Genomic DNA, 25,775 nt, shown 5'->3' with positions numbered 1-25,775 from the left:
CTATTAGAGTTTTGAATTCTGATTTGGTGTGGTGGTTTATTTAGATTTTATATTACCAGTTCCTATTGAAAATCGGTATCCAAATTGGAATTGAAAGAATGAATCTTTGTCATCGCTTTTATTATAAAAAGTTTTGAATCTTGTGAAAACAGATTGATTTTTTGATTCTCCAGGATAATAAAAAAGTTCTGCTTCGTTACTAAAAACCCAAAATTTACTTGGATTAATGATTATTTCAGAACGGTTTGTGGGATTGTAACGTGTAAATTCTGTTGAAAGATTAAAACCAAAATTACTAAATTTTTTGAATTCAAAATTTACACCTAAACCTAAACCTACCATTTTTAGTGTCTCGTTATTTTCTTTACTGTTGCTTATAGATGTTGCATTGTATCTAACGGGAAAATAGATATTAGTTTTGAAAGGATATTCTTTACTGTATTTAAAACTAAAAGCATTTAGCAGGAATCCCATTTCTAGCTGTGATTTTTGTAATATCTCCAATGAATGCTTAACCTTGAAAATAGTATCTGTTCCTGTAATTGAAGATGGTATCAAAGTAAGTCCACGATTGGCATCGTCAATTTTTGTATAATGTACAAAAGGTTCTATTTTTTTTAACATATATATATTATAATGAGTTAGACTAAAAGGGTTTATGAAAAAATTTGCCTTTCCCTCTAGTTGTACAATTCCGTTTGCACTACCGTTAAAAAGACCAATAAAATCAGTATATGTTCTTAATTCTACCGTGTTTTGGAGACTAGTATCTTGGCTTAATTGATAAATACGTCTGTTATTTGATTCTTGCCCTTCTTTATCCGGAATTGGGAATATAAAGTTTTGGTCGTCAGGGGTATAATTATTGCCAGTATTTGGATAATATTGAATAATGTCTTTTAATGTTACTTTATAACTTAAATTACATTTACTGTGATTATAAGCATTTTCTGTATCTATAGAAGTAATAAATGAACATTCAAGATAAGTGTCATTTCCTGTCCTTGTGCTTTTTAGTAACGATGTAGGTATTCTGTTTTCAAAATAATATTTTAGTTTATTTACTTCATCAATTAAAACAACCCTTATATCTACCATAGCACCGTCACTGATTTCGATACTAACTTCCTCAAAAGTTAAATCCTTATACCAATTGTTACTTTTACCATTTACCTTATTTCCGTTTTTCACAATTTTACATTTTAAGCAATTTTCTTTTTCTTCAATATTTTTAACTGAATCACAATTTTCATTTTTACAAATTAAATAAACTGGAATTTTTTGTTTATGCCCTGGTATTTCAAATTTTCCGAGATTGGACTGGCTTTTTTCTGAAAATATATTTTCAAAGACTTTTTTCATTTTCTCGTCTTTTATGTCATCCAATTTCATCAATTCATTTTTCCCATATAATAAAAAGGTAGTCGGTTTTTCTGGTACAGTTTCCTGCGGTTTGTCTAAAAAATCGTAATTTCCATCAATTGGATATTCTTTATTTAAACTTTCAAATTCATCTTTTGAAAGTTTGTTTTGATAAAATGTGCTTATATTTTTCCAATTTGTATAAACTAAACCAGATTCAGTTAGTAATTCTTTTACTCTATCTGATTGCATTTGAACATCACTACTATATTTTGCTGCAAGTTCATTAAGCTTAACTTTTTCAGGATCTAATATTTCTTTGATAGAATCTAAACTTTTCTTCATCTTAATGAAATCGTTTTGTGCTAAATCTTTCCAATTCTGTGCATTTGCACCGCATATCATAAACATAAACAAAAGTGTCAATTTTACTTTCATAATTCCTAGATTTTATATTTTACCTACTCTAGTTCCTCTTTTCGGTTACCGAGGTTTTGTTTTAAACGGCTCTATTTTTAAAATTTGGTTAAACCAAAGGCAATACAATCAAAAACAGTATTGCTATTCCTACAATGTTACAAAGAGGGTAGTTCCTCAATTACACCGTAGCATACCCAACAACTGCTACAGGAACTCCTGCTGCATAGTCAACGCTAGCAACATATTTTACCACTTTTTGAACCAAAAAGGAGATAATAACTCCTCCCGAAATGACGGATGATAGGTAATCTATTATGGTGTCAATGATTGTGGAGAGGCTGGCATTGTGAGGCAGTTCATGGGCAAGGAATTTTTTTAGATTCATCCATAAGGTGTTACCGGCGAGGTGAAACGAAAAATGTTGTTTTTTGGCATCGTTTACAGCCACCACATCCCGATAATACAAACTCGATATTTTGGTGTTGGCAAGCGTGTACATGGATGCCAATGCAAGTTTTACTTCTTCCTCACTAGGAACTTCTTCTTCGGTAATGCCGTTGATTAAATCGGTTTTCAAAACAGCATAATCAATGCTATTTAAATTCAAATCTTGTAAATACATAGTAGCTTTTTTTATAAGTAGTAATGGTATTAAGTAAGTCGAAAGTTTTAATGTCGTAAAGTCAAAAGAAGCAATATTGTCAATAATAGTTCAAAATCAATCTATTATTCCATTTTGTCTAATTTTTAAAGCACGTCATCATACGATGATTGTTATTTAGTTGGTTTCAAGCATTTTCTCCATGAGGGCATCCAGCTTAATCATGTTCTCCTCTTTATTCAGGATTTGTTCTTGGGTGGCGTCGATTAAATATTGGGTAGTTTCGGTATTGTGTGGTGTGTCAATAGCAATATTTAACCGTAGGTAGTTGCCCTCTTCTATTATTTTTATCAGGTCATAATCTTGGGGTAGTGCTAGATTAGTGCTGGTATTCGTATTGTTTTTTTTAGACACAGACGAGTCTTTGGGGGCAGTAGTACTCCCGTCGTTCTCTGGATTGACTGTGCCGTTGCCTATGGATAGCACATACACATCCTTGTAATCCAGCTCTTTTTGAGGTATTGTAGGAGGCAAATACAAATTAGAATCTTTAGAAAATGCCAATACCGATTCGTTTTTTTTCAAATCAGCACTAACCCTGTCATTTTGGTTTGAGCTGCTACTTTCAGGATTTATTTTGGGTGATGTAGCAAGAAGGGATTCTCTAAAAGTAGGGGTTGCATACCCATGATTCAGGAGGTGTTTGAGGCAATCCTTTAACCGATATTCGCCAACCACCTCTTTAAAAACTTTCTCAAAGCCCTCTGTTTCAAACTGCAAAGTCATGTAGTTTTTTAGTTGCTCTAGCGTGCGATGTACGAGTCCTCTTTTTGAAAACATTTTTTGACTTTGCGACAAATAAATGGTCATAATTTCGTCAAGCGAGTAGAGGGGTTCATCCGGTTGATGGGGATTATTAATGGCCAATGCCGAGGTGATAATTCCACCGCTGGAGGTACCAACAATTAAATCGAACATCTCAATTATTTTTTTGCCCCCGCTTCTTCGTTCTATTTCTTTCAAAATGGTTACTGGAACTTCTCCACGAAAGCCTTCTTTATCGATGGTTAGGATTCTAAATTTTTGCATGATTGTGTTGTTTTACTTTTTAAACAAAAAATCGGATATTAAAATAGGTGCCTACTGTTCGCTTCCTGTTTTTTCGCCCGTGCTGGATAGAAAAATTTGGCGTACATTATTGGGTTGGATATTGTAGTTGGGTCTTCTGGAGGTGTACAATCTTGTTTTGTCTTTTCGGGCAATGCACACTTTATCGGATTGATTGCCACCCAATACATGGTAGCAGCTGTCGTCCTCGCCCACATACAAGGCAACATGACCAGCGGTTTTACCGTCACTGGTTTTCCGAACAAAAACGAGTACATCGCCGAGCATAGGCACATCGATGTGTTTGCCAAAATTGCCCCAATTCAAAGCCCAAAGTGGGTCTTTGACTACTTGTTTCGAGCCTCGTTTGGCAACAACTGCCGTAAACAAGCCACACCACGGAATTTCATCGGCTTTGTAAACATTGGCTACATCGCCACCTACTTCATTTGCCCAGTTTATAATTACAGGGTTGTTAGGTGTTCCGGATAATTCTTTGGTGTCATAAAGAGCTAGTGCTTTCTTAATCATAATAGGACCTTGCTCTTTAAGTAACCACTGGTACTGTTTTTCTAGTGTCATAATAATTTGATTTTAAGAGTTTTACTTTGTCAAAGTTCCAAAATATAATCCACAAAAAAAATCCCTACAAATGGGGATTTTTCATTTAAATTCAAAATAAATTATTGAGACTAAAAGTAGTATAAATAGTGCTTTTAAAAATCATATTTCCGCTCTACCGCAAACCGAATTAAGTCCGTTTTACCATAAATACTCATTTTTTTGAGGATGTTTTTGCGATGGCTATCTACGGTGCTTTTGCTAATATAAAGCAGATCTGAAATTTCTTGGGATGTTTTTCCTTCTCCTATGAATCGCAGGATTTCTTTTTCTCGGTTACTCAAAATAATGTTTTTTTTACTGTCTTGGTGTTTTGCTGGTATAGCATTATCAAAAAAAGTTTTGTCATTTACCACTTCCCGTATGGCTTGAATTACTTTACTTAATGGGGAATTCTTTAGGATGTAGCCTGATGCTCCTGCTGCTTTCATTTGGTCTAAAGCTTCGGATTGGTCAAACATGCTAAAGGCAATAATTTTAATGTCAGGATAGGCTTTTTTGATGGCTTTGGTAGCACAAATTCCGTCACATTTGGGCATCCTAATATCGGTGATTACCACTTGCGGTCTCATGTTATGGACTAGTTTTATTAACTCTTCTCCATCATTAGCTTCGCCTATAACGGTGATTCCAGCTTCGTTTTTTAATGACAGTTTGATTCCGTCTATGAGTGCTTGATGGTCTTCGGCAATGACTACTGTTATCATAAGGGTAGGTCTATAATGATGGAAGTTCCTTTGGTGGGAATGGAGTCTATAGTAAAGGTACCGCCCATTTGTTCTACTTTTTTCTCCATGTTTTTGAGTCCTATTCCGGATTTGAGCACAATGGTTTTGGGATCAAATCCTTTGCCGTTGTCTTCTATAATAATATTGATTTCGGTGTTGTCACCTTGTGTCAAATATATGTTTACCTCGGTAGCTTGGGAGTGTTTGATGATGTTAGTACACAACTCCTGGATCATTCTAAACAGGGTTACTTCTATAGTGTTATCAAGTCTTTCGTTGAGCCCAAACGGGATTACATTTATCTTGAGTTTCTCGAGCACACTCATTTTCTCGGCCATATTGTATACGGCAACAAGCAATCCTTCGTTGCCTATTACCCCTAGGTTTTTTAGGTGGGCTATGTTGCGAACTTTTTGGTAGGCTTCCTCAAGGAGCGCATCGGTTTTATCATAAAGTTTGTTTTCTTGTAGGTCTAAATCTTCTTTTTGACGCTTTAAGTTTTGAAAGTTTAATTTTAAAGTAGCCAGCATACTGCCTAGATTGTCATGCAACTCATTCGCAATATTTTGACGTTCTTTTTCTTGGCTTTCGAGCATTAAATCAATATTGTTAAGTTCTTGATTCTTGAGTACTTTCTCGAGTTCTTGAATTTTTATGAGGCGGTCTTGCTCGGCAATTCGTTTCTTTTTGGTAATGTTTTTGTATCCTAAAATACTAATGGTTACTAGTACAATGAGTACCAGTATGATGGAGTAGAGTAGGAGTCTATTGTTCTTGATGTTGGTTTTTAGCTGTAAGTTTTCGAGTTCTTTTTCTTGGGTTTTGTATTTGGTATGGAGTTCATTTATAGCTAAATTTTGTTTTTCTCCTTCCAAACTGTCTCGGTATAAATTGGATTTTTCGAGATAGAGGATCGCTTTTTTATAGTCATTACTTTCTTTGTAATACAGGTTCTTGTAATAATTGATGTAAAATTTCATTTCTAACCGATCTTGTTTTAAAGGAATTGAATCGGCTTGATTTAATAAATGAATAGCAGTTTTTATGTCCTTTTTTTTGGAATAGGACGAGGCTTGATTAATAAGGTTGACACAAATGGCATAGTTGTCTTTTATTTTTATAGAATAAGCATAGTCTTTTTTGAGGTAATACAATGCCGAGTCTGGCATGAGCATTCGTTCGTTGTAGAGAACGGCCAGATTGTTATTTATGGAGGATTTTTGATCGTCGTTATCCAGAGGCTCGCTTAATTTCATGGCTTGTTTAAAAAGCAAAATGCTTTCTTTGGCATGAGTTTCATTGATTTTGAGCGATGCAATACTAATTAATCCTTTAATTTTGTTGTGTATGTTCGTACTAGAATTGTAATACGTGAGTGCTGCTGCGATGTAGTTTTCGTACTCGAGGGTGTTCTTTTTTAATGAAATTAGCAAATAACTCATTTTTAAATTAATGTCCATTGCTTTTTCGATACTATCTATTTGAAGGTATATTTTTTTGGATGTAATGAATTCTTTATAAGCGATGTCTTTTTTTTCGAGATACAATAAAGCATTTGCTTTTAAGTACAAATAGTAAGCTTTATCTGCTTTGTTGAGTTTTGGGTAGGAAATGGTGCTTAATCCTTGTATCATTTTATCGGAACCTCTCATGTCATATTTTTTTTCGAGAGTGCTCAACCGAGTGTCATATTGGCAATACGCAACACTCACTTGGAGTAACCAAATGAGTATTCCGAATTGCATTTTTTTTATTTTTCTCTGCATTTTAGGGTCTTCTGATGATTCCAGTGCCTTCTCCTATTATCGGGTCACTTTCTACTTTACCTACTGTACCACTTGCTATTTTGCTTGCTACTGTTGTAGTACTTAATTGGTCGTAATATTTTTTGACAAGGTCTAAATCAAATTCTTTGCTGTCAACAATTGCCAAGAATCCTTCGGTTAGCTTTATGTCAAAGCTACTGGATTCGTACGGAATAAGATTTTTGATATTGAATTTTATTTTGAATTTTTCAGGCTTATTGAGTTTACCTGTTTTTTTTGGTGTCAGGAAAATGACAATTCCGTTTTTTCCGTTGTGCGAAATGTCAAAAAACGAATAGGCATCGTAATTATTGACATCCTCTTTTTCTTTTTTTCCAGTGTAAATGACGTTTCCATGATCGTCAAAATGTCCGTCTCCATCGTAGCATTCTAAATTTGTTCCCATAATTTTAAGGTTTTTTGGATTAATACTATACAAATATCGAACATTAAATTGTAATAAAAAATCACTACAAATGGGTATTTTTCAAAAACTATTTTTTGCCTTATTGCTTGATAATGAGTTTTTTGTATTTTTTCGATTCGTTAGGTCACTCAAATGCAACCGCAAGGCATCTACCCAAATGTTAATTTCCCAGAAAGAGAATCCTAACGAAAGTTGTATAGAGCAGAAGCAAAATTCTCTTATATAAATTTTAGTAATTGCTGGTTTAAACTACCAAAAAACGAGTAGAAAAACATAAAGTAAACTGCTAATAAGAATGGTTTTTTTTATGCATTAAGGAGTTCCAAATCAAATTTATCGGTTATAATTTGTGCTTTATTTTCTTCGATGTATTTCAAATAGGCACTTGCTACTGGTGAAAATTGTTTGTTTTTTTGCCATATCAAATTCCATGTTGATTGGATTGGAAATCCTTTGATGGGAATTATTTGCAAATTACCGTTTTTAAGTTCATTTTTGATTCCAATCAATGGCATTATCGAACATCCAAGACCCGCAATAACGGCTTGTTTTACTGCTTCGTTACCAGTGAGCTCTAGTTTGTTGCGCACTTTTAGCTGGTTTACATTTATAAAACGTTCCATAACGTGACGTGTTCCAGAACCTTTTTCTCTGTAAATAATAGGTAAAGTTTCAAGAATTGATTGATCGTAGTTTTTTTCGGGATACTGAATATCGAAGTTAGTGACCAAGAAAAGTTTGTTTGCCATTAATGCGGTTGATGACACTTTTATAGTATCTGGTAGAACAGAAACCAAGGAAAAATCAACTTCGTTTTTTGTTAAACTCTCGATAACTTTTGATTTATTGGTAACATCAAGTGCTAATTCGACTTCGGGGTTTTTCTTTAAAAAATCCGATAAAAAGTAAGGCATAATGTATTTTCCTGTTGAAACAATTGATATTTTTAATTTCCCGCTTAATTTTCCTTTATAGGATTGCATTTTGTAATTGATAGTAGTTACCTCATTAATTATTTTTTCGGCAGCTAGTGCGATTTCTTTACCAAAATCAGTTACATATAATTTTCTACCAATGATTTCTGTAAGTGGTATATCAAATTGATCTTGAAAATTTTTTAATTGTATGGAGACAGCTGGCTGCGTTAAGTGTAAGAGCTCGGCTGCTTTTGTTATACTCTGATTTTGAGTTACTTTTAAAAAAACATGCAATTGGTGTAATGTATAGTTCATAAAAATATTTTATGTTATTCATTACAAATATAAATAAAATTTAATGACATCTTCCTAGCATCTTTGCAGAAACAAAAAGCTAAACAATTTTAAAAGTAATCTGCTATGGAAAAACCTTTTACATTTCAATTAATTTCAGGGCAATTTTTGCCTACGGACGGAACCCAAATTTTATTGTCGCTTATAAACAGTAAAATAAAATACCATTCTCTAGAAAATTTCAGCAGTGAAATTCGATTTGACAATGTTAATAGCAATAGCAAAATGCGAATTGAAGCCTTACAAGAGGCTAGTAATGTTGTTACAGTACTTGCCGCCGAAGCTCAAAAATCAGGAATGAGGATGCAAATAAGTAGCATTGTTACTATAACATTGGTTTCTTGAAAAAACACGATAAAGCAACTATTTAAAAAATCCATTAAAAATCGAATTTTCAGGACGGACTCCATGCCCCTCAAAGAATAATTATCAAACATTAATTTAAAATAAAATGAATTTAGACTTATTAATAGAAAATATTACCAATCCAGCCTTACTTTTTTTCTTACTAGGTATTATAGCTGTTTATTTAAAAAGTGATTTAGAAATCCCGAGTAATACCTCAAAGTTTATCTCGTTATACTTACTATTTGCAATTGGTTTTAAGGGAGGACAGGAATTGGCACACAGCCATTTTACTATGGATATCGTTTGGTGTGTTGTTTTTGGAATACTCATTTCTATTGCAATACCTATCTACACCTTTTTTATTCTAAAATACAATTTCAGTATTGAAAATGCAGGAGCTATCGCCGCCGCATATGGCTCTGTAAGTGCTGTAACATTTGTAACAGCGGTATCTTTTTTAGAAATGCAAAGTATTACTTTTAGCGGCCACATGGTTGCTGTTATGGCACTTATGGAGGCTCCAGCTATCATTGTTGGTGTAATAATGATTCAATTATTTGATAAAAATAAAACGACAACTTCTAAATTAGGACCTATAATTAAACATTCTTTTACTAATGGAAGTGTGTTACTAATTATAGGTAGTTTACTAATTGGTTTTTTGGCTAGTGACAAGGGAGCTTTGGGTATTAAACCTTTTACGACAGATATTTTCAAAGGATTCTTGGCCATTTTTTTATTGGATATGGGAATCGTTAGTGGCAAAAAATTAGGCGATTTTTTCAAAAGTGGTTGGTTTAGTATTGCTTTTGCGATTCTAATTCCACTTCTAAACGGTTGTTTTATTGCTTACGCAAGTCAACTAGTTACCCAAGATGTTGGAAATCGGTTTGTATTTGCAATACTCGCAGCTAGCGCATCCTATATTGCCGTTCCTGCAGCTATGAAAATTGCGGTACCAAAAGCCAATCCCGGTATTTTTCTTCCCATGGCATTGGCAATTACCTTTCCTTTTAACATTACTTTTGGGATGCCTATTTATTATTCAATTATTGTAGGAAGTTAATTGTTTGGGTTTTCTCGATTCGTTAGGTCACTCAAATGCAACCGCAAGGCATCTACCGAAATGTTGATTTCCCAGAAGGAGAGTCCTAACGAAAGCAATAGCGAGAATAAACTAAATCCAAAAAGATAAATCCCAAGCAACTGCTGGTCTAAAAACAATAAAAGCATCGTAAAAACCGAGAGAAATAAACTCAAAACGCCTGCCATTTGCATGTATCTAATGAGGGTTAAGCGCAAGTTGAGGTTCTTGATTTCTAATAGAATCATGCTGTTTTCCTTCTCTTTATATGCTTTTTTTAAGCCTCGAATGATGGTGGCAATAGTCAAAAACCGATTGGTATATGCTAATAAAATAAGCGATGTCGCCGAGAAAAGTAACGCAGGTGTTTCTATGTGTAGTGTCATGGATATTCTTTTTAAAAATTTATTTGACTTTATTTTGAGTTCAAAAAAAACATAAACACTAAATTTAATTTATCGATTTCCATGAATAATTAAGTAATAAAACTAAAATTCATATTATACAAGTACATACGATATGAATTTTTAACTGTCTACTAAACTCTCTAAATATGCCAAAAATCGAGAAATTATTCCCCTCTTTTCATATTTTGAATCATTTTTAGATACATTTTCAAAGGCTCTAAATGTGGATATAAAAAACGTTATAAAACACAATAATACAAATACATTCAATATGATAATGTCTAGATTTTCCATATTATTTTTTTAGTTTTAGATTAAAGAAAATTAATAATCCTACAATCGTGGGTGGCCACAATCCTATAAAAATTGCACGTTCATGGTTGTTTAGTATTACATAATAATATTCAGAAGTGAATATTAAAACAAGTACTATAACTAAAATAAATAACTCTGATTTTTTGAACTTGTCAAACATAAATTGTTTTTTTATAATTAATAATAACAAATATAGTTATATTTTTAGTTTGTTCAACAAATTTATAAATGTATTAAACAAAAAAAACCTACTGCCATAAGTAGTAGGTTTCGTTTTAGTAAAATATTTAATTACTTAATCAACTCAAAACTTCTTTTTACGAAAGCTGTAAGCTCTTCGCCTTTCAAGAGGTTTTGCGATAATTTGGCTAGATCCAGTGCTTGTTTAACCAAGTTTTCTTGAGCCGATTTGTCTTGGGTGTTCAAAATGTTTGTAGCCAAATCCGAATTGGTATTGACAACCAAATTGTACATTTCGGGCATATTTCCCATTCCAAACATCCCACCACCGCCAGATTGACTCATTTCTTTCATTCGACGCATAAATTCGGGTTGCGTGATGATGAATGGAGTGGCTTGGCTGTCCATGGCTTCCAATTGAACTGAATAGGCTTTTGGAATGTAGGCTTCTAACGATGTTTTTAACGTTTCTTTTTCGGTATCCGATAATTTAGAAATCGTAGTTTCATCTTTTTTGATTAAATTATCAATGTGATCGGAATCCACACGAACAAAAGTCATTCCAGCATTATCACCTTCAATTTTTTGAATCAAATGTGAGATAATTGGCGAGTCTAGAAGCAATACTTCGTAGCCTTTGTTTTTGGCAATTTCAATATACGAGTGTTGCGCTTCTTTATTTCCTGCGTACAAAACAACCAACTTTCCATCTTTGTCGGTTTGGTTTTCTTTTAGGTTTTCTTTTAATTCTTCGAGTGTAAAATATTTGTCGTCTACCGTTGGGTACAAAACAAAGGCGCCTGCTTTTTCGTAGAACTTCTCTTCAGAAAGCATTCCGTATTCCAAAACCACTTTGATGTCGTTCCATTTTGCTTCAAAATCTTCGCGGTTTTCGGTAAACAACGCTTTCAATTTATCGGCAACTTTACGAGTGATGTAGTTGGAAATTTTCTTAACCGCACCATCGGCTTGCAATCCAGAACGCGAAACATTCAACGGAATATCTGGCGAATCGACCACACCACGGAGCATCATCAAGAATTCAGGAACAATTCCTTCTACGTTATCCGTAACATAAACTTGGTTTTGGTACAATTGGATTTTGTCCTTTTGAATTTGCATATCCGAACCTAATTTTGGGAAATACAAAATACCTGTCAAATTAAATGGATAATCCACATTCAAATGGATGTGAAACAACGGCTCCTCGAACTGCATTGGATAGACCTCACGGTAAAACTCTTTGTAATCCGCATCTGTTAATTCTGTTGGTTGTTTGGTCCAAGCCGGATTTGGGTTGTTGATGATGTTATCGACTTCTACTTCGGTAAAAGTTTTGTCTTTATCTTCTTCTGCAACAAACTCCCCTTTCTTTTGTTCGATTTTTTCGGTTTTGGTTCCAAATTTAATCGGAATAGGCATAAATTTATTATACTTATTCAGCAAACCACTAATTTTAGAATCTTCTAAAAAGTCCAAAGAATCCTCGGCAACGTGCAAAATAATCTCCGTTCCACGAGTGGTTTTGTCCGCTGGTTCTAATGTAAATTCGGGGCTACCATCGCACGTCCAGTGGGCTGCTGGCTCGTCTTTGTAGGATTTGGTAATAATTTCTACTTTTTCGGCCACCATAAAAGCCGAATAAAAGCCAAGACCAAAATGACCAATAATTCCAGAATCCTTGGCCGAATCTTTGTATTTGTCCAAGAATTCTTCGGCTCCCGAAAAAGCCACTTGGTTGATGTATTTTTCCACTTCGTCCGAAGTCATTCCTAAACCTTGATCGATAATGTGGATTTTTTTAGCTTCCTTATCTACTTTAATTTCAATAATAGGGTTGCCATATTCTACTTTTGCTTCGCCAATGCTGGTTAGGTGTTTTAATTTTAAAGTGGCATCGGTACCGTTCGAAATCAATTCTCGCAAGAAAATTTCGTGATCGCTGTACAAGAATTTTTTGATGAGAGGGAAGATGTTCTCTACCGAAACGTTAATTTTTCCAGTTGTCATATTATTGTTTTTTTGTTTAATTTTATTTCAAAAAAAGGTTTCAAATAGAATACCATTTGCAAGAGAAGTGACAAATTGTCTTATCTGTGAATTTTGTAATTAAAAAAAAATGTTTTGAAACAATTTATTTAGTATGATTTGTACATTTGTAATCTTATTAATCTTAAATTATTAAACGATGAAGAAAATTATTTTATTATGCATTTTATCTGTTGTGATGTTTGCATGCAAATCAACATCAGTTACAACCACCAAATTGGACAGACCCACTCAAGTTGGAATCAAAGGAAATTGGCAAATCACAAGTGTTGATTATCCAGGTTCCAATTACATCAAAGTAAATTCATTTGACATAGCCGACTCTAAATGTTTTATAGGAAGCCAATGGAAATTTATTTCGAATAATAACAAAGGCGATATGACCTTAAATAGTCCAAGTTGTACTGCTTTTACATCAGCAATTACTTGGTTTGTCAATAAAGAAGGACAGTTTGTACTTAAAATTCTAGACGAAGGTTTGAAATCCAAAAAAGTAAGAACTGGATTTGTTTTAGGCATTGCAAACCAATCCGAAAACTCTTTTCAGTTGATTGACAAAATAGACGTAGGCGGAAAAAGTACCGATGTTGTTTACCAATTTCAAAAATTAAATTAATACCAAAATAAAACAATTATGAAAAAAATATCCTTATTGAGTTTAAGCGCATTGTTTGTGCTAACAAGCCTATTTACAAGTTGCGATTCTGTTAAAAATGCCAATAATACCCAAAAAGGAACGGGAATTGGTGCCATGGCAGGAGCCTTAATTGGCGGTATTATTGGGAACAATACAGGTTTAGGAACTGCCGGAGGAGCACTTATTGGTGCCGCTGTAGGAGGTGGAACAGGGGCTTTGATTGGTAATAAAATGGACAAGCAAGCCCGTGAAATTGATCAAGCCTTACCCGGTGCCGAGGTGGAGCGTGTAGGTGAAGGAATTCATTTAACGCTTAAAGAAGATGCCATTCGGTTTGACTTGAATAAAGCGACATTAACGGCTCAAGCACAAGCCAATTTGAATAAATTAGTACCCGTATTCAATAGTTATGCGGATACTAATATTGAAATTTTTGGCTACACGGATAGTTCAGGAAAAGCAGAATACAATTTGGCGCTTTCGCAAAAAAGAGCCGAAGCCGTTCAAGCTTATTTAATAGGTAGAGGTTTAGCTGCTTCCCGTTTTAAATCATCAGGGCACGGAATCGAAAATCCTATTGCAACCAATGATACCAAAGAAGGTATGGCGCAAAACCGTCGTGTAGAATTTGCTATCACTGCCAATTCTAAAATGGTTCAAGATGCCAAAAACGGTAACTAAAAACGTTTTTTTATAATTATAAAAGCGGTTTCGTGATGAAGCCGCTTTTTTTTGTGATTTTTTTCTTCAAAAGAATGTAAATTTGACTTTTAATCTACAAACATGCTCGAACTTCAGGACGTTTCTTTTTCTTACCTCGAAAAAGTAGTGGTCAAAAACATTAGTTTTGCGATTCCAAAAGGACAAAATACCGCCATCATTGGCGAAAGTGGCTGCGGAAAAAGTACGCTATTAAAACTCATTTATGGGCTCTACGATTTAGATTCGGGAACTATTTTTTATGATAAAAAACCCATACTTGGTCCTAAATACAATTTGGTTCCCGGAGCGGATTATATCAAGTATCTGGCACAAGATTTTGATTTGATGCCCTACATCACAGTTGCCGAAAACGTGGGGAAATATTTGTCAAATATTTACAAAGACAAAAAAGAAGCCCGAGTTCAAGAACTGTTGCAAATGGTCGAAATGACGGAATATGCTCATGTAAAACCCAAGTATTTAAGCGGCGGACAGCAGCAACGTGTGGCATTGGCTCGTGTTTTGGCATTAGAACCCGAGGTGCTTTTGCTGGACGAACCCTTTAGTCAAATTGACAGTTTTAGAAAAAATTCGTTGCGCCGTAATTTATTTCAGTATTTAAAAAAGAAACAAATTACCTGCATTATTGCCACACATGACAGCACGGATGCTCTATCTTTTTCGGATAAAACTATCGTACTGCGGAACGGGGAAATAGTGAGTAAAGGAGTTTCGAAAACGCTTTTTGAGAATCCACCCTCTCGTTATGTGGCTTCGTTATTTGGCGAAGTAAATGCCATTCCTAATCATTTGCTGCAACTAACAGGCAATCGCAATGCAAGGGTATTGGTCTATTCGCACCAGTTGAAAGTGGTTGCTACATCGCCTTTTCAAGTAGTGGTTGCCGATTCTTATTTTAGAGGAAATCAGCATTTAATAACTGCTTTTTATGGTGAGGAACTCTTTTTTTTCGAGAATAAAACGGCTATTGATTCAGGTAATACTGTTTTTTTAGGATTGGATGTTAGTCGATAATTTTGTTTTTGACAATCCGTTACTGGTTTCAATTTTAAAAAAGGGATAAGGATTGAATAGATTTAAACGGATACAACAGATTTATATAAAAATCATCAAAAATCAGTCTAATCTGCGGTTGCATTTTAAAAGCTTATGCCGTGTTAAATTTCAGGGCGTTCGCTTTTAAAACAATTGTTAATAAAAAAAGAAAATATACCACTGATTGCTTCGCCTGTTCAATCTCGTTCGAGTCACAGATTTTAAAACCAAAATAATGCTGTTTGATTGCACAAATTCAAAAATCAGTGTCAATTTAATTCCTTTTAAGTTATTGAAATCTGTGAATCTGTGGCAGTATTTTTAAACGCTTATCCCGTGTTAAATTTTTGCATAAAAGAAATAGTATCAAAATAATTGCTACATTAGTTATCTCATTTTTAAAAGAAATTTAAATTTGCACCTCAATTTTTAATAAAAACTAAATAAATATGTACCATTCAAAAATAGCAGGATTGGGATATTATGTTCCTTCGAATGTGGTGACCAACGATGATTTGTCAAAAATTATTGATACCAATGACGCCTGGATACAAGAACGTACTGGAATTCAAGAGCGTCGTCACATTATAAAAGGCGAAGATACTACGACTACAATGGGCGTAAAAGCGGCAAAAATTGCCATCGAGCGTTCTGGTGTTGCCAAGGAGGATATCGATTTTGTGGTTTTTGCCACCTTAAGTCCTGATTATTATTTTCCTGGCCCTGGTGTTTTGGTACAACGGGATTTGGGTTTGCGAACCGTTGGCGCTTTAGATGTTAGGAACCAATGTTCTGGTTTTGTCTATGCGTTATCAGTTGCAGATCAATATATTAAAACAGGAATGTACAAAAATATATTGGTTATAGGCTCCGAGGTTCATTCCTCGGGATTGGATATGACTTCTCGTGGGCGAGGTGTTTCGGTGATTTTCGGCGATGGCGCAGGAGCAGCTATTTTGAGTCGAGAAGAAGATTTGACCAAAGGAATTCTATCCACCCATTTGCATTCCGAAGGGCAACATGCCGAGGAACTCGTTCTTAAAGCGCCAGGAATGGGAGGGCGTTGGGTTACGGATATTTTGGCAGATAATAATCCCGACGATGAAAGTTACTACCCTTATATGAATGGACAATTTGTATTCAAAAATGCGGTGGTCCGTTTTAGCGAAGTTATTAATGAAGGTTTGGAAGCCAATAATTTACAAGTATCGGATATTGATATGCTGATTCCACATCAAGCGAATTTGAGAATTTCGCAATTCATACAAAAGAAGTTTGGCTTGACGGATGATCAGGTCTACAACAACATCCAGAAATACGGTAATACCACCGCAGCTTCTATTCCAATTGCATTGACCGAAGCTTGGGAATTAGGGAAAATAAAGTCAGGCGACACGGTTGTTTTAGCTGCTTTTGGTAGCGGATTTACGTGGGCCAGTGCTATTATAAAATGGTAAAATAGGATTTTATCGCAATCAAAAAACCCCGAAGTTGGCGAACTCCGGGGTTTTTCTTTCTACAAATTAACCAATACTATTTTAAAAACAGCATAGGTATTAACCAAATATATTAAAAACCACCTGACCCTTGGGTTTCGTTTTTATCTCGTTCTTTGCGTTGTAACGCTTTGTTTTTTCCAGCACCAAAACGATAATTGAACCCAATATAAGCCGATTGACTTTCCCAATTGAATTGTCCATTTTGTTGCTTGGGTTTGCTACCATTAAAAGCAAAATGCATCGAGTTGAAAACATCACTAAATCGAGCTGTTATTGTGCCGCTTCCTTTTAAAACCGTGTAGCTTGATCCTAAATCAATTTTCCACATCGGTTTACGCAAAAATTGCAATCCTAAATCTTGCCCACGGTACATTCCTGTTAACTGCAAACGCAAATTTTTGGAAGGTTTAAAAGTGTTACTCATTCGGGCATTGAACGTGGTTACATCTACGGCCACATATTCATTGGCCACAACTCCTTTTGTTTTTTTGTTATACGCATCAAAACTAATGTTGGAGCTATACCATTTGGTAAATTCTAAATTCCCCGAAACTTCCACGCCATAAGCATTATTATCATCAAGATTGGCGTACGACAAAATCAATTTTTCAGGATTTGTTGGATTTTCAAATAAGGTTCTAGTAATTTCATCATTAATTCGTCTATAAAAAACACCCGTTGTAATAGAACCAATTTTTGTTTTACGCGTATAATTTAGTTCAAAAGAATTGGTAAATTGCGGAAAAAGTTCTGGATTGCCCTCCGAGTCGATTTGTGGCGTACTCCATTCCCTAATCGGATTTACTTGGTCAATGCTGGGGCGGTCTACACGTCTAGAAACACTAAAATTAAACGAATTTTTTTCGCTTGGCGAATAATTCAAAAACCCCGAAGGATAAAGCGTGAACAAATCATCTTGAAAAGTGGCTGCATTTTCATTTACTTTTTTGAAATCGGCAGTTGCTTTGTATTTCTCAAATCGTGTTCCTGCTTGTGCGCTCCATTTCCCCCATTGTTTAGAGAAAGTGGCGTAAGCCGAATAAATATTTCGGTCGTATGCAAAATCCGAATTATAGGCGCCATCTTTCAAGAAATTATTTTTGGTATTCTCAATTCGGCTTTCTAACCCCAATTCTAATTTTGCCGTTTCGGATAATGGGTTGGTATAATCCAAATTGATTAACGTATTGTTGCCTTTATTGGTAATGTAATTTGTAGCACTTGGCGCTGTAAAAGCGGCGTCTTCTTTGTTGTTGTCGTTGCTGTAATTGACTTCAAATTCTAATGTATGTCCGGCTTTTTTAAAATCTTTTTTGTAATCTAAATTATAAGTTTGGGTATAATTTTTATTAGTGTTGTTAAATAGTTGTAAAACATCAGGTTGTGTGGGGTCTAAATAATCAACATCGGTGCTGGAATTGCCTTTGCCTTTAAAGGCGTTTTGTGAGGTGTATATCGAGATTGTATTTTTTTCGTTCCAATAAAAATCCAAACCTATTTTGGCCAAATGCGACGTATTATTGTTGTTGAATTTAAAATCTTGGTAATTTTCCTCCCCAGGTTCAGTAGATTTTACAAAACCATGATTGGCGTTTTTACCAGTATTTAAGCCATAATTGCCATACATATTAAATTTTCCAGACTTGTAATTCACATCTAGCGAAGAATTCAATTTGGGCGTTTTACCAAAGGTGACTCCGTTGTTAATACTCCCGTTAAAGCCAATTTTGCTGTTTTTATTCAAAACAATATTGATTATTCCGCTCATTCCTTCTGGATTGTATTTTGCTGATGGATTGGTTATTAATTCAATTTGTTTGATAGACGAGGACGGAATTTGTTGCAACAGTTGCGAAGCCTCTATAGTTGTAGGTTTTCCATCTATTAAAATGCGGACATTCGAATTGCCACGAAGACTAATGGCATTCGTTTGAGGATCAACACTTACAGAGGGAATATTATTCATAATTTCTGATGCAGTGGCTCCGGCACTAATTAAATCTTTTCCAACATTAATGATTTTTCGATCAATTTTTTGTTCAATAGTCGATCGCTCACTTACGATTTCGACACCTTTGAGTTGGGTTGCTTCTTCTTCTAAAGCGATTTTAAAAGTAAATACTTTTTTGGAAGAAGTAAAATCAATAGTGCTGCTGTATTTCTTGAATCCAATGTATTGCACTTCTAATGTGTAGCTTTTTAGGGGGATGTTCTTAATGCTAAAATCGCCTTTTTCATCGGTAACTCCACCATTAATTATTTTTCCGGCTTCTTTTATTTCTACAGAGGCATAGGTAATGGGTTCATTTGTGGTTTTATCCAATACCTTACCCGAAATGCTCCCGCTGTTTTGAGCCTGTACAAGTGTACCCGTGACAAAGACCCAAAAGAATAGTAATTTTAATTTCATAATTGTTTGTTTTTTGATTGCTGTACTTGATGATTGTTTGTGTTAAGACTCTTTAATCCATTTTTTGTTACAGTGTATTAAATAAATTTGCGGCTTATGAGGTGTTGCATCTGGATTTAAAGTTAAAAAATGAAAAGTAAAGGTATTCTTTTCAGGTTCTTTTTTTTATAAAAAACTGATTATTAATAATTTAGTAAAACAACCAAATAAAGCAATTCATTTTGTTTTTCGAAGAAGATTTTTTTTAACACTATTCCTTATTTATAAAATAGTACAAAGTATTAACTAGTTATTTCAAGAGATTGTATTAAAAAACGGCAATCAAAAAAAGTTTTTGAATGCCGTTTTTTTATGTTTGTTAAGTAGGTTTCAAATTCGCTTTTGCGATATAGATTTAGTACCCATTTTGCACCTAATTTTTGTACTAGCGTTTCAACGAAAAATGAGATTTATATACTTTGTCTACCGTGTCTTCGGTGTAGGAAACAGTAAACCAATAATCATCAGCGGGCAGCGGATACCCATTAAATGTCCCGTCCCAGCCATTTTCAAATGGGTTCAGTTCTTTTAAAAATTTACCGTAACGGTCAAAAATAAACAGTTTTGGATTGGCTTGACTCGGGAATCCCGTTATCTTCCAGGTGTCGTTGAAACCATCATTATTTGGCGTAAAGTATTTAGGACTATTGATTAATCGGATGGTAATAGGAATTGTTGCTCCACAACCATTGGTGTCGCTAATGCTGATGTCATGGCTGCCGGGAGTTACATTTGTAAAAATAGCGCTCGTTTGAGGCGTGCTTCTATCAAGTGAATATAAAAAATTGCTTCCATCACCTATACTTGGAACGGCATTTATAGTCACGGTCTGACTCTCTGTAAACCAACCAGAAGTAGTCACGGTTACTGCACTAGGTGGTGCAGACTCGATAATAGTAAAGGCAACTGGCGCGGCTGTACAACCAAAAACCGCCAAATTAGTTACCGTTAACGTATAATTTCCGGGGACATTGGTCGAGAAATCTTCGGCTGTTCCTACAAGTGTTCCGTCTTCTTTTTTCCATTCAAAGGCATATTGCGGGGCAGTATATCCGCTAGAAACATAGGAATTGGTTCGTATTCCAGTTTCAAAATCGTGACAAATAGGAGTAGGATTTGGTACTGGTTTGGGCGCTTCGGTTATGATTATTTGCATCGGCTCTTCGTCGAAACACAGTTTTGTGGTGCTCGTTCCTGAATCGGCATAGGCATAAATTGTTGTAGAAGCCGTGATGACATCTCCGGGGAATTTTTCGGTATTGCCAGTAACTCCAACTCCTCCTGATTGCGTAAAATAACGGTTTGCAGGAGCGATAAACGCTGGCAAAATATAGGAGGTACATCTAGTAATAGGTGCGATTGGCGCAACAACAGGCGTATTGTAAATAGTTACCGTAAAGGCATCTTCATCTGAACAAGAAACGCGACTGTTGTCCTCTGCATACACATATAAAGTGGTGTTTGTCGTTATTGGGGCATAAGGCGGCGTTAATTTGACTCCTGTTCCATGAGAGCCATTTGGTTTGGTGTAATAATCGCCTTGTCCTACAATTGCGGGTAACGTATAAGTATCGCAAGCATAAACGTCATCAATCCTATTCACGTAAGTTACTAATAGCGAAATAGCGTATTCCGAAACACACGTATTAGGTGCTGTTGCTGCTGCGTAAACATAAATGGTTTTGGGTGCAGTTATCACGTAACCTGGCGGCAATATAGGATTTGTTGGGGATGGTTCACCCGCAAATTCATAGTATTCGCCATTAGTTAAATCATCAAGTACATACGGTTGCCCACATTTGATAACTTCAACGGGTCTTGCATCTACTTTTGGGGATTTATAGATAGTAATTAGGAAACTTCCCTCTACTGAACAGGTGCCAACGGCTGCTTTATCATAAAAATAGATCGTTTGTGTGGACGTAATTGGGTAACCAGCAGGACGAATAAAACCAGTTCCTCCTGGCTCGGTATAATAATTTCCGGTGTGGGCTACCGCAGGTAAATAATACACATCACAAATGGGTGGGGTGTCCGTAAATAGTGGCAATGGCGGAATTTCTACTGTAATTGTAAAGGGTTTGTCAATTACACAGGTTTGCCCTTTTACATAGTACCAGAGCGTAGTGGTACTGTTAATCAATGTTTTTCCTGGGACTCCTATTCCGGCGCCGCCAGATTCAGTACGGTATTGTCCAACTTGTAAATAAGGCAGTTCATAGGACGAACAGGAAGTTAGGTCTGCTGGTGGGGTAATACTTGCAGCACCGATAAAAATAGTAAATTTTTTTTCAGAAGAGCAATTCAATGGGGATGTTCCTGATTCTTTATAAAGATAGACATCAGTTGTTGTTGTAAAAACAGTTCCTATAGGTATAATTGGCAAGCCTTTGTTACGCCCTGTGTAATAGGTTCCACCATTGGGATTTGCAAATAGTCTATAGGAAGTACAATCAAATCTATTGGAAATATAGGGTAAAGGTTCAAAGGGGATAATGGTTATGGTAAAAGGTTTCTCTTCTTGGCAAGAAGGAACCGAAATAAGATCTGAAATCCAAACATAAATAGTAGTATCCCCAGCGGTGTTGATGAGGGTTCCGCTTGGTATTTCGGTATTTCCTGCGGTTGCATCTCCGCCAGACAGGGTATAATATTTGGCATAAGGTAAGGCAGGCAAAGCATATTCAGTACAATAAGTTTTGCTGGCCGGAGTTATTTCGTCTAAATTAATGATGGTAACTTTAAAGTAATCTTCATTGGTACAATTCCCGTTTTGATTGAAAACATATACGTCACTAGTTGTTGTAACCAAATCTCCTGCAAAAAGTTGGACACCAGTTTTGCCAGTACCTGTCCAATATTGCGCCCCAGTTTTGGTCAATACAGGTAGTTTATAGGAGGTACAAACGTACACATCGGCTAATGCATCTACTTCTGGAAACGGTGTAACATTTACTTTAAAACTGGAGGTTACATAACAGCTTGTATTGGATTTATTTTCAATTCGGACATAAATAGTTCTGGAGTTTGTCAGCAATTCATCGGCTGCTGTTAGTACAAATACATTGGTATTGTTTTGTGCTCCAGAAATGGTAGAATGAAATGTAACTATATTGTATACGGGATCTTGTGAACCAAGTAGGAGTGCTTTTTGATCTGTAAAATCAAAAAGGGCTTTTTGAGGAATTTCGGTAGGGTTTCTAGCGCACAATGTTATATCAACAGGGGTATTGGCAACCACTGGAGCAGCGACTATTTGCAACTGAAAAGATTGGATTTCGAAACAGCTTGTTATTGGATTTTGTACCCGTACAAAAACAGGTTTGCCGTTTAGGGAACTTAAAATTGTAAGCGGACTAGCTACTGGATTTGTTCCAGTCACAGCCTCATTATTGGCCAAGTAATAACTAATGAGTGTTCCAGCTGGCAAATCGTCCAGAATTCCAGTGGCATTCGTGGCTTGATTGACACCCGCCATGATGATGGTGGTATTCTTGGTCAAATCAAAATCATAGGTGGAGGCTCCGCTATCGCAAGTATAAATATCGGGCACTTTGATGACACCAATTGGGGGGTAAAACGCAACCGTAATCTCATCGGTCACTGCGGTACAGCCTGGTTCTAGGTAGGTAACGCTGTATTTATGCGTACCAGAATCAATCAATGGCAATAAGGTATTCAAATCTAAATTGGCTCCCGTTTCGGCAGGCGATAGTGCGATTCCTTCTTTTTTCCAAACAAAAGTAGTACCTGATTTTAGCCCAGTTGCGGATAAAACGGGTAATGAGCTCCCAGAGCAAATGGCGTTTTTATTGGCAACAGTATAATCTAATCCTAAAACATCTTGACCTATATTAAAGCTATCTCCTTTTAAAAAAATAGCCGAATCGTAGCCCGTATTATTCCCACCATCAGTAATTACAATCTTGATTCGGTAGATATGATTAATGTTCAAACCCGTTGCCGAAGCTAGCATGGCGACTGTTTGCCCGTTAAAATTGATAGCTGGTCCAAAACCACTTCCGTTAAAAGCACCAAAATACGTTGGATTTGCCGAAGCACAATTCGAATTATAGTTCGCATTGCGAATGGTCTCTACCGAAACCGGAATGTTAGTATTAGGAATTACGGCTAAATTGGTATTTGCCCCAGCATTGGTAACATCTTTTAACAAAAAAGCAAACGCATCCGAAAATGCACATTGGGAAGTACCATATTCCTCGGAAGCGAATAAAAAAGAAAAATCAAAATTGGGTGTTTTGGGCTGGAAATCAAACTCAATATAACTGGCATTTATGGAATTGATGCTAATGCCGGACTGCGAAAGTAGGTTGGCTTCTAAATCAGCATCGCCTTTCCAAGCTGCAGTCCCATCACTTAAAATCGTGCTATTGGGACTCGGAATTTTAGTAACATCTCCTGTGGTCAAAACAACACCATTCGAAAACGGAAAATTGGCATTGCTGTTTTCAAAATAACCTATTCCGTTGGTAGAACCGTAAGTCGTTCCTGTCTTGGAATTTACATTCGTTCCCGAAACACAAGGCGAGTTAATCAACACTTGATTGACCAACTGATCAACCGTATATTTAGTAGTATTTACGGTTACGGATTGCGAGTAATTTTTTATCGCAAAAAGCAATAAAAATAATAATATAATTTTTTTCATAGCCAAGGCAACATTTGTGTTCAAAAATACAATTAAAATAACAATTCGTAGGGCTTAAATGCTTTAAAAACCGATGAAATGCAAGGCTTAAAAAGTAAAAATCTACACTTCAAGTTGATAGACACCTGCTAACATGGATTTAAAACCAAAAAAAAATGATTTTATTGCTTATCCATCCCTGCTATTTAGGAATAAAAATTCTAATTAAATGTTATCTTTGCCAACATAATAAAAAAAATATGAATCTTCAAGAAATCCTCACTACTAATATACAAAATGCCGTTCAAGAATTGTTCGCAGTACCACTTGACAAAGTCGAATTTCAAACTACACGCAAGGAATTTGAAGGCGATACCACCGTTGTTATTTTCCCTTTATTAAAAATAATTAAAAGTAATCCCGTTGAATTAGGAAACAAAATAGGAAACTATTTGGTCGAAAATGTTGCCGAAGTAGCGCGTTTTAATGTGGTTTCTGGCTTTTTGAATATTGTGATTTCCGATGCGTACTATTGTAATTTTTTTAATGCAATAAAAGAAAACAGCAAATTTGGATTCGTAACTCCTTCTGGAAACGAAAAAGCGGTTATGGTCGAATATTCATCGCCTAATACCAATAAACCCTTGCATTTAGGTCACGTTAGGAACAATCTTTTGGGGTATTCAGTTGCCGAAATTATCAAAGCTTCGGGCAAAAAAGTGTATAAAACTCAAATTATTAACGATCGAGGCATTCATATTTGCAAATCCATGTTAGCTTGGCAGAAATTTGGAAACGGAGAAACTCCAGCATCAACGGGTCTAAAAGGAGATAAATTAGTTGGAAATTATTACGTGGCTTTTGATAAAGCCTACAAAGCTGAAATCAATGCCTTAATGAGCGAAGGCAAAACGGAAGACGAAGCCAAAAAACAAGCACCAATTATTCTCGAAGCGCAAGAAATGCTCTTGAAATGGGAAGCTGGCGACGAGCAGGTAAAAGCACTTTGGAGTACGATGAACCAATGGGTTTATGATGGTTTTGCTATTACTTACAAAAATTTAGGCGTTAATTTTGATAGTTTTTATTACGAAAGCAACACCTATTTATTAGGAAAAGATGTGGTTCAAATTGGGTTAGACAAAGGGATTTTCGAAAAAGATCCTGATGGTTCGGTTTGGATTGATTTGACTAATGAAGGTTTGGATCGTAAAATTGTATTGCGATCGGATGGGACAGCGGTGTACATGACCCAAGATATCGGTACGGCAATTCAGCGTGTGAAGGACATGCAAGACGTAGGCGGAATGGTATATACGGTTGGTAATGAGCAAGATTACCACTTCAAGGTATTGTTCTTGATATTGAAAAAACTGGGTTTTGATTGGGCTTCAAATTTGTTTCATCTATCCTACGGAATGGTTGATTTGCCTTCGGGAAAAATGAAAAGCCGAGAAGGAACTGTAGTCGATGCCGATGATTTAATGCAAGAAATGACCAATACAGCCCAAAAAATTGCCGAAGATTTAGGGAAATTAGAAAATTATTCTAGTGAAGAAAAATCTAATTTGTACACTACAATTGGTCTTGGCGCATTGAAATATTACATTTTGAAAGTGGATCCCAAAAAACGAATTCTATTTAATCCAGAGGAATCTGTTGATTTTGCTGGAAATACGGGGCCTTTCATTCAATATACCTATGCTAGAATTCAATCTATTATTCGTAAAGCGACTTTCGATTTTTCGAATACAGTGGTTTTAGAAAAGTTACACGAAAAAGAAAAAGAATTATTAAAACAACTTGAATTATTCCCTGAAGTGATTCAAAATGCGGCTCATAATCACAGCCCGGCACTGATTGCAAATTTCACGTATGAATTAGTTCGAGAATACAACTCTTTTTACCAAGCGGTTTCGATTCTGGGAGAGGAAAATGAGGACAAAAAAACATTCCGAGTGCAACTGTCCAAAAAAGTGGCAGATACCATTGCCAGTTCCTTTGGCTTGCTAGGAATTAATGTTCCCGAACGAATGTAATTTTAATAAAGCAACTCCTT

Annotated in this window: 19 protein-coding genes; 7 read left to right on the top strand and 12 right to left on the bottom strand. The window is 35.6% G+C overall.

The window, feature by feature from the left end:
- Positions 1-36: 36 nt before the first annotated feature.
- The 8 genes from FNW21_RS09875 to FNW21_RS09840 form a co-directional block, all read right to left on the bottom strand.
- Positions 37-1,800, bottom strand: a complete 1,764-nt coding sequence (locus FNW21_RS09875) for a hypothetical protein (RefSeq protein WP_144256577.1) — start codon at positions 1,798-1,800, stop codon at positions 37-39.
- Between the two features lie 160 nt (positions 1,801-1,960).
- A complete protein-coding gene (locus FNW21_RS09870) occupies positions 1,961-2,404 on the bottom strand; it encodes a hypothetical protein (protein ID WP_144256576.1) in 444 nt (147 codons plus the stop codon).
- A gap of 156 nt (positions 2,405-2,560) precedes the next feature.
- Positions 2,561-3,472, bottom strand: a complete 912-nt coding sequence (locus tag FNW21_RS09865) for a patatin-like phospholipase family protein (RefSeq protein WP_144256575.1) — start codon at positions 3,470-3,472, stop codon at positions 2,561-2,563.
- A 51-nt stretch (positions 3,473-3,523) separates the two neighbouring features.
- A complete protein-coding gene (locus tag FNW21_RS09860) occupies positions 3,524-4,072 on the bottom strand; it encodes a TIGR02594 family protein (protein WP_144256574.1) in 549 nt (182 codons plus the stop codon).
- Between the two features lie 134 nt (positions 4,073-4,206).
- The gene (locus FNW21_RS09855; RefSeq protein WP_144256573.1) at positions 4,207-4,818 is read right to left on the bottom strand and encodes a response regulator transcription factor; all 612 of its coding nucleotides are present in this window, start codon (positions 4,816-4,818) and stop codon (positions 4,207-4,209) included.
- Positions 4,815-6,584, bottom strand: coding sequence for a sensor histidine kinase (locus FNW21_RS09850; protein WP_185963916.1), 1,770 nt, complete (start codon positions 6,582-6,584; stop codon positions 4,815-4,817). Before FNW21_RS09850 ends, FNW21_RS09855 begins: the two co-directional genes overlap by 4 nt.
- A 22-nt stretch (positions 6,585-6,606) precedes the next feature.
- A complete protein-coding gene (locus FNW21_RS09845; RefSeq protein WP_144256571.1) occupies positions 6,607-7,050 on the bottom strand; it encodes a hypothetical protein in 444 nt (147 codons plus the stop codon).
- Between the two features lie 326 nt (positions 7,051-7,376).
- Entirely contained in the window at positions 7,377-8,303 is a 927-nt protein-coding gene (locus FNW21_RS09840; RefSeq protein WP_144256570.1) for a LysR substrate-binding domain-containing protein, read from the bottom strand.
- A gap of 105 nt (positions 8,304-8,408) precedes the next feature.
- Here FNW21_RS09840 and FNW21_RS09835 point away from each other — a divergent pair, with 105 nt between their 5' ends.
- The gene (locus tag FNW21_RS09835; protein ID WP_144256569.1) at positions 8,409-8,687 is read left to right on the top strand and encodes a hypothetical protein; all 279 of its coding nucleotides are present in this window, start codon (positions 8,409-8,411) and stop codon (positions 8,685-8,687) included.
- A gap of 106 nt (positions 8,688-8,793) precedes the next feature.
- On the top strand, positions 8,794-9,756 hold the full coding sequence (locus tag FNW21_RS09830) for a sodium-dependent bicarbonate transport family permease (protein ID WP_144256568.1): 963 nt from the start codon (positions 8,794-8,796) through the stop codon (positions 9,754-9,756).
- On the opposite strand, the gene FNW21_RS09825 is transcribed toward FNW21_RS09830, so the two are convergent.
- Both FNW21_RS09825 and htpG read right to left on the bottom strand, forming a co-directional pair.
- Entirely contained in the window at positions 9,753-10,160 is a 408-nt protein-coding gene (locus tag FNW21_RS09825; RefSeq protein ID WP_144256567.1) for a DUF2721 domain-containing protein, read from the bottom strand. The two genes, FNW21_RS09830 and FNW21_RS09825, sit on opposite strands and share 4 nt — an antisense overlap.
- Positions 10,161-10,787: 627 nt before the next feature.
- Positions 10,788-12,686, bottom strand: a complete 1,899-nt coding sequence (gene htpG / locus FNW21_RS09815; RefSeq protein WP_144256565.1) for a molecular chaperone HtpG — start codon at positions 12,684-12,686, stop codon at positions 10,788-10,790.
- Between the two features lie 178 nt (positions 12,687-12,864).
- On the opposite strand from htpG, the gene FNW21_RS09810 reads away from it, so the two are divergent.
- The 4 genes from FNW21_RS09810 (at position 12,865) to FNW21_RS09795 (ending at position 16,577) form a co-directional block, all read left to right on the top strand.
- Complete coding sequence (locus FNW21_RS09810; protein WP_144256564.1) at positions 12,865-13,341, top strand: lipocalin family protein; 477 nt, start codon at positions 12,865-12,867, stop codon at positions 13,339-13,341.
- 18 nt (positions 13,342-13,359) lie between these two features.
- Positions 13,360-14,043, top strand: coding sequence for an OmpA family protein (locus tag FNW21_RS09805; protein ID WP_144256563.1), 684 nt, complete (start codon positions 13,360-13,362; stop codon positions 14,041-14,043).
- Between the two features lie 102 nt (positions 14,044-14,145).
- Positions 14,146-15,099: an ABC transporter ATP-binding protein gene (locus FNW21_RS09800; protein WP_144256562.1), complete on the top strand. Its 954-nt coding sequence runs from the start codon at positions 14,146-14,148 to the stop codon at positions 15,097-15,099.
- Between the two features lie 470 nt (positions 15,100-15,569).
- Positions 15,570-16,577, top strand: coding sequence for a 3-oxoacyl-ACP synthase III family protein (locus FNW21_RS09795; protein WP_144256561.1), 1,008 nt, complete (start codon positions 15,570-15,572; stop codon positions 16,575-16,577).
- A 112-nt stretch (positions 16,578-16,689) separates the two neighbouring features.
- Here FNW21_RS09795 and FNW21_RS09790 read toward each other — a convergent pair whose 3' ends face one another.
- Entirely contained in the window at positions 16,690-19,029 is a 2,340-nt protein-coding gene (locus FNW21_RS09790; protein WP_144256560.1) for a TonB-dependent receptor domain-containing protein, read from the bottom strand.
- Positions 19,030-19,453: 424 nt separating this feature from the next.
- Entirely contained in the window at positions 19,454-23,737 is a 4,284-nt protein-coding gene (locus FNW21_RS09785; protein WP_144256559.1) for a T9SS type B sorting domain-containing protein, read from the bottom strand.
- 239 nt (positions 23,738-23,976) lie between these two features.
- Between FNW21_RS09785 and argS the strand changes: the two genes are divergently transcribed.
- Positions 23,977-25,755 (top strand): arginine--tRNA ligase, encoded by a 1,779-nt coding sequence (gene argS, locus FNW21_RS09780; protein ID WP_144256558.1) that lies wholly within the window; start codon positions 23,977-23,979, stop codon positions 25,753-25,755.
- Positions 25,756-25,775 lie beyond the last annotated feature (20 nt).

The organism is Flavobacterium restrictum (assembly GCF_007097245.1).
Classification (GTDB): Bacteria; Bacteroidota; Bacteroidia; order Flavobacteriales; family Flavobacteriaceae; genus Flavobacterium; species Flavobacterium restrictum.
The sequence above is the reverse complement of the archived record's forward strand: the minus strand, read 5'-3'. Positions and strand labels throughout refer to the sequence as shown.

What these genes read in the sequence shown, in the direction of transcription:
- FNW21_RS09865 (WP_144256575.1), bottom strand. Translation starts at nt 3,472, where the DNA reads ATGCAAAAATTTAGAATCCTAACCATCGATAAAGAAGGCTTTCGTGGA.
- FNW21_RS09785 (WP_144256559.1), bottom strand. Translation starts at nt 23,737, where the DNA reads ATGAAAAAAATTATATTATTATTTTTATTGCTTTTTGCGATAAAAAAT.
- FNW21_RS09860 (WP_144256574.1), bottom strand. Translation starts at nt 4,072, where the DNA reads ATGACACTAGAAAAACAGTACCAGTGGTTACTTAAAGAGCAAGGTCCT.
- FNW21_RS09825 (WP_144256567.1), bottom strand. Translation starts at nt 10,160, where the DNA reads ATGACACTACACATAGAAACACCTGCGTTACTTTTCTCGGCGACATCG.
- FNW21_RS09830 (WP_144256568.1), top strand. Translation starts at nt 8,794, where the DNA reads ATGAATTTAGACTTATTAATAGAAAATATTACCAATCCAGCCTTACTT.
- htpG (WP_144256565.1), bottom strand. Translation starts at nt 12,686, where the DNA reads ATGACAACTGGAAAAATTAACGTTTCGGTAGAGAACATCTTCCCTCTC.
- FNW21_RS09810 (WP_144256564.1), top strand. Translation starts at nt 12,865, where the DNA reads ATGAAGAAAATTATTTTATTATGCATTTTATCTGTTGTGATGTTTGCA.
- FNW21_RS09875 (WP_144256577.1), bottom strand. Translation starts at nt 1,800, where the DNA reads ATGAAAGTAAAATTGACACTTTTGTTTATGTTTATGATATGCGGTGCA.
- FNW21_RS09800 (WP_144256562.1), top strand. Translation starts at nt 14,146, where the DNA reads ATGCTCGAACTTCAGGACGTTTCTTTTTCTTACCTCGAAAAAGTAGTG.
- FNW21_RS09795 (WP_144256561.1), top strand. Translation starts at nt 15,570, where the DNA reads ATGTACCATTCAAAAATAGCAGGATTGGGATATTATGTTCCTTCGAAT.
- FNW21_RS09855 (WP_144256573.1), bottom strand. Translation starts at nt 4,818, where the DNA reads ATGATAACAGTAGTCATTGCCGAAGACCATCAAGCACTCATAGACGGA.
- argS (WP_144256558.1), top strand. Translation starts at nt 23,977, where the DNA reads ATGAATCTTCAAGAAATCCTCACTACTAATATACAAAATGCCGTTCAA.
- FNW21_RS09790 (WP_144256560.1), bottom strand. Translation starts at nt 19,029, where the DNA reads ATGAAATTAAAATTACTATTCTTTTGGGTCTTTGTCACGGGTACACTT.
- FNW21_RS09870 (WP_144256576.1), bottom strand. Translation starts at nt 2,404, where the DNA reads ATGTATTTACAAGATTTGAATTTAAATAGCATTGATTATGCTGTTTTG.
- FNW21_RS09840 (WP_144256570.1), bottom strand. Translation starts at nt 8,303, where the DNA reads ATGAACTATACATTACACCAATTGCATGTTTTTTTAAAAGTAACTCAA.
- FNW21_RS09835 (WP_144256569.1), top strand. Translation starts at nt 8,409, where the DNA reads ATGGAAAAACCTTTTACATTTCAATTAATTTCAGGGCAATTTTTGCCT.
- FNW21_RS09850 (WP_185963916.1), bottom strand. Translation starts at nt 6,584, where the DNA reads ATGCAATTCGGAATACTCATTTGGTTACTCCAAGTGAGTGTTGCGTAT.
- FNW21_RS09845 (WP_144256571.1), bottom strand. Translation starts at nt 7,050, where the DNA reads ATGGGAACAAATTTAGAATGCTACGATGGAGACGGACATTTTGACGAT.
- FNW21_RS09805 (WP_144256563.1), top strand. Translation starts at nt 13,360, where the DNA reads ATGAAAAAAATATCCTTATTGAGTTTAAGCGCATTGTTTGTGCTAACA.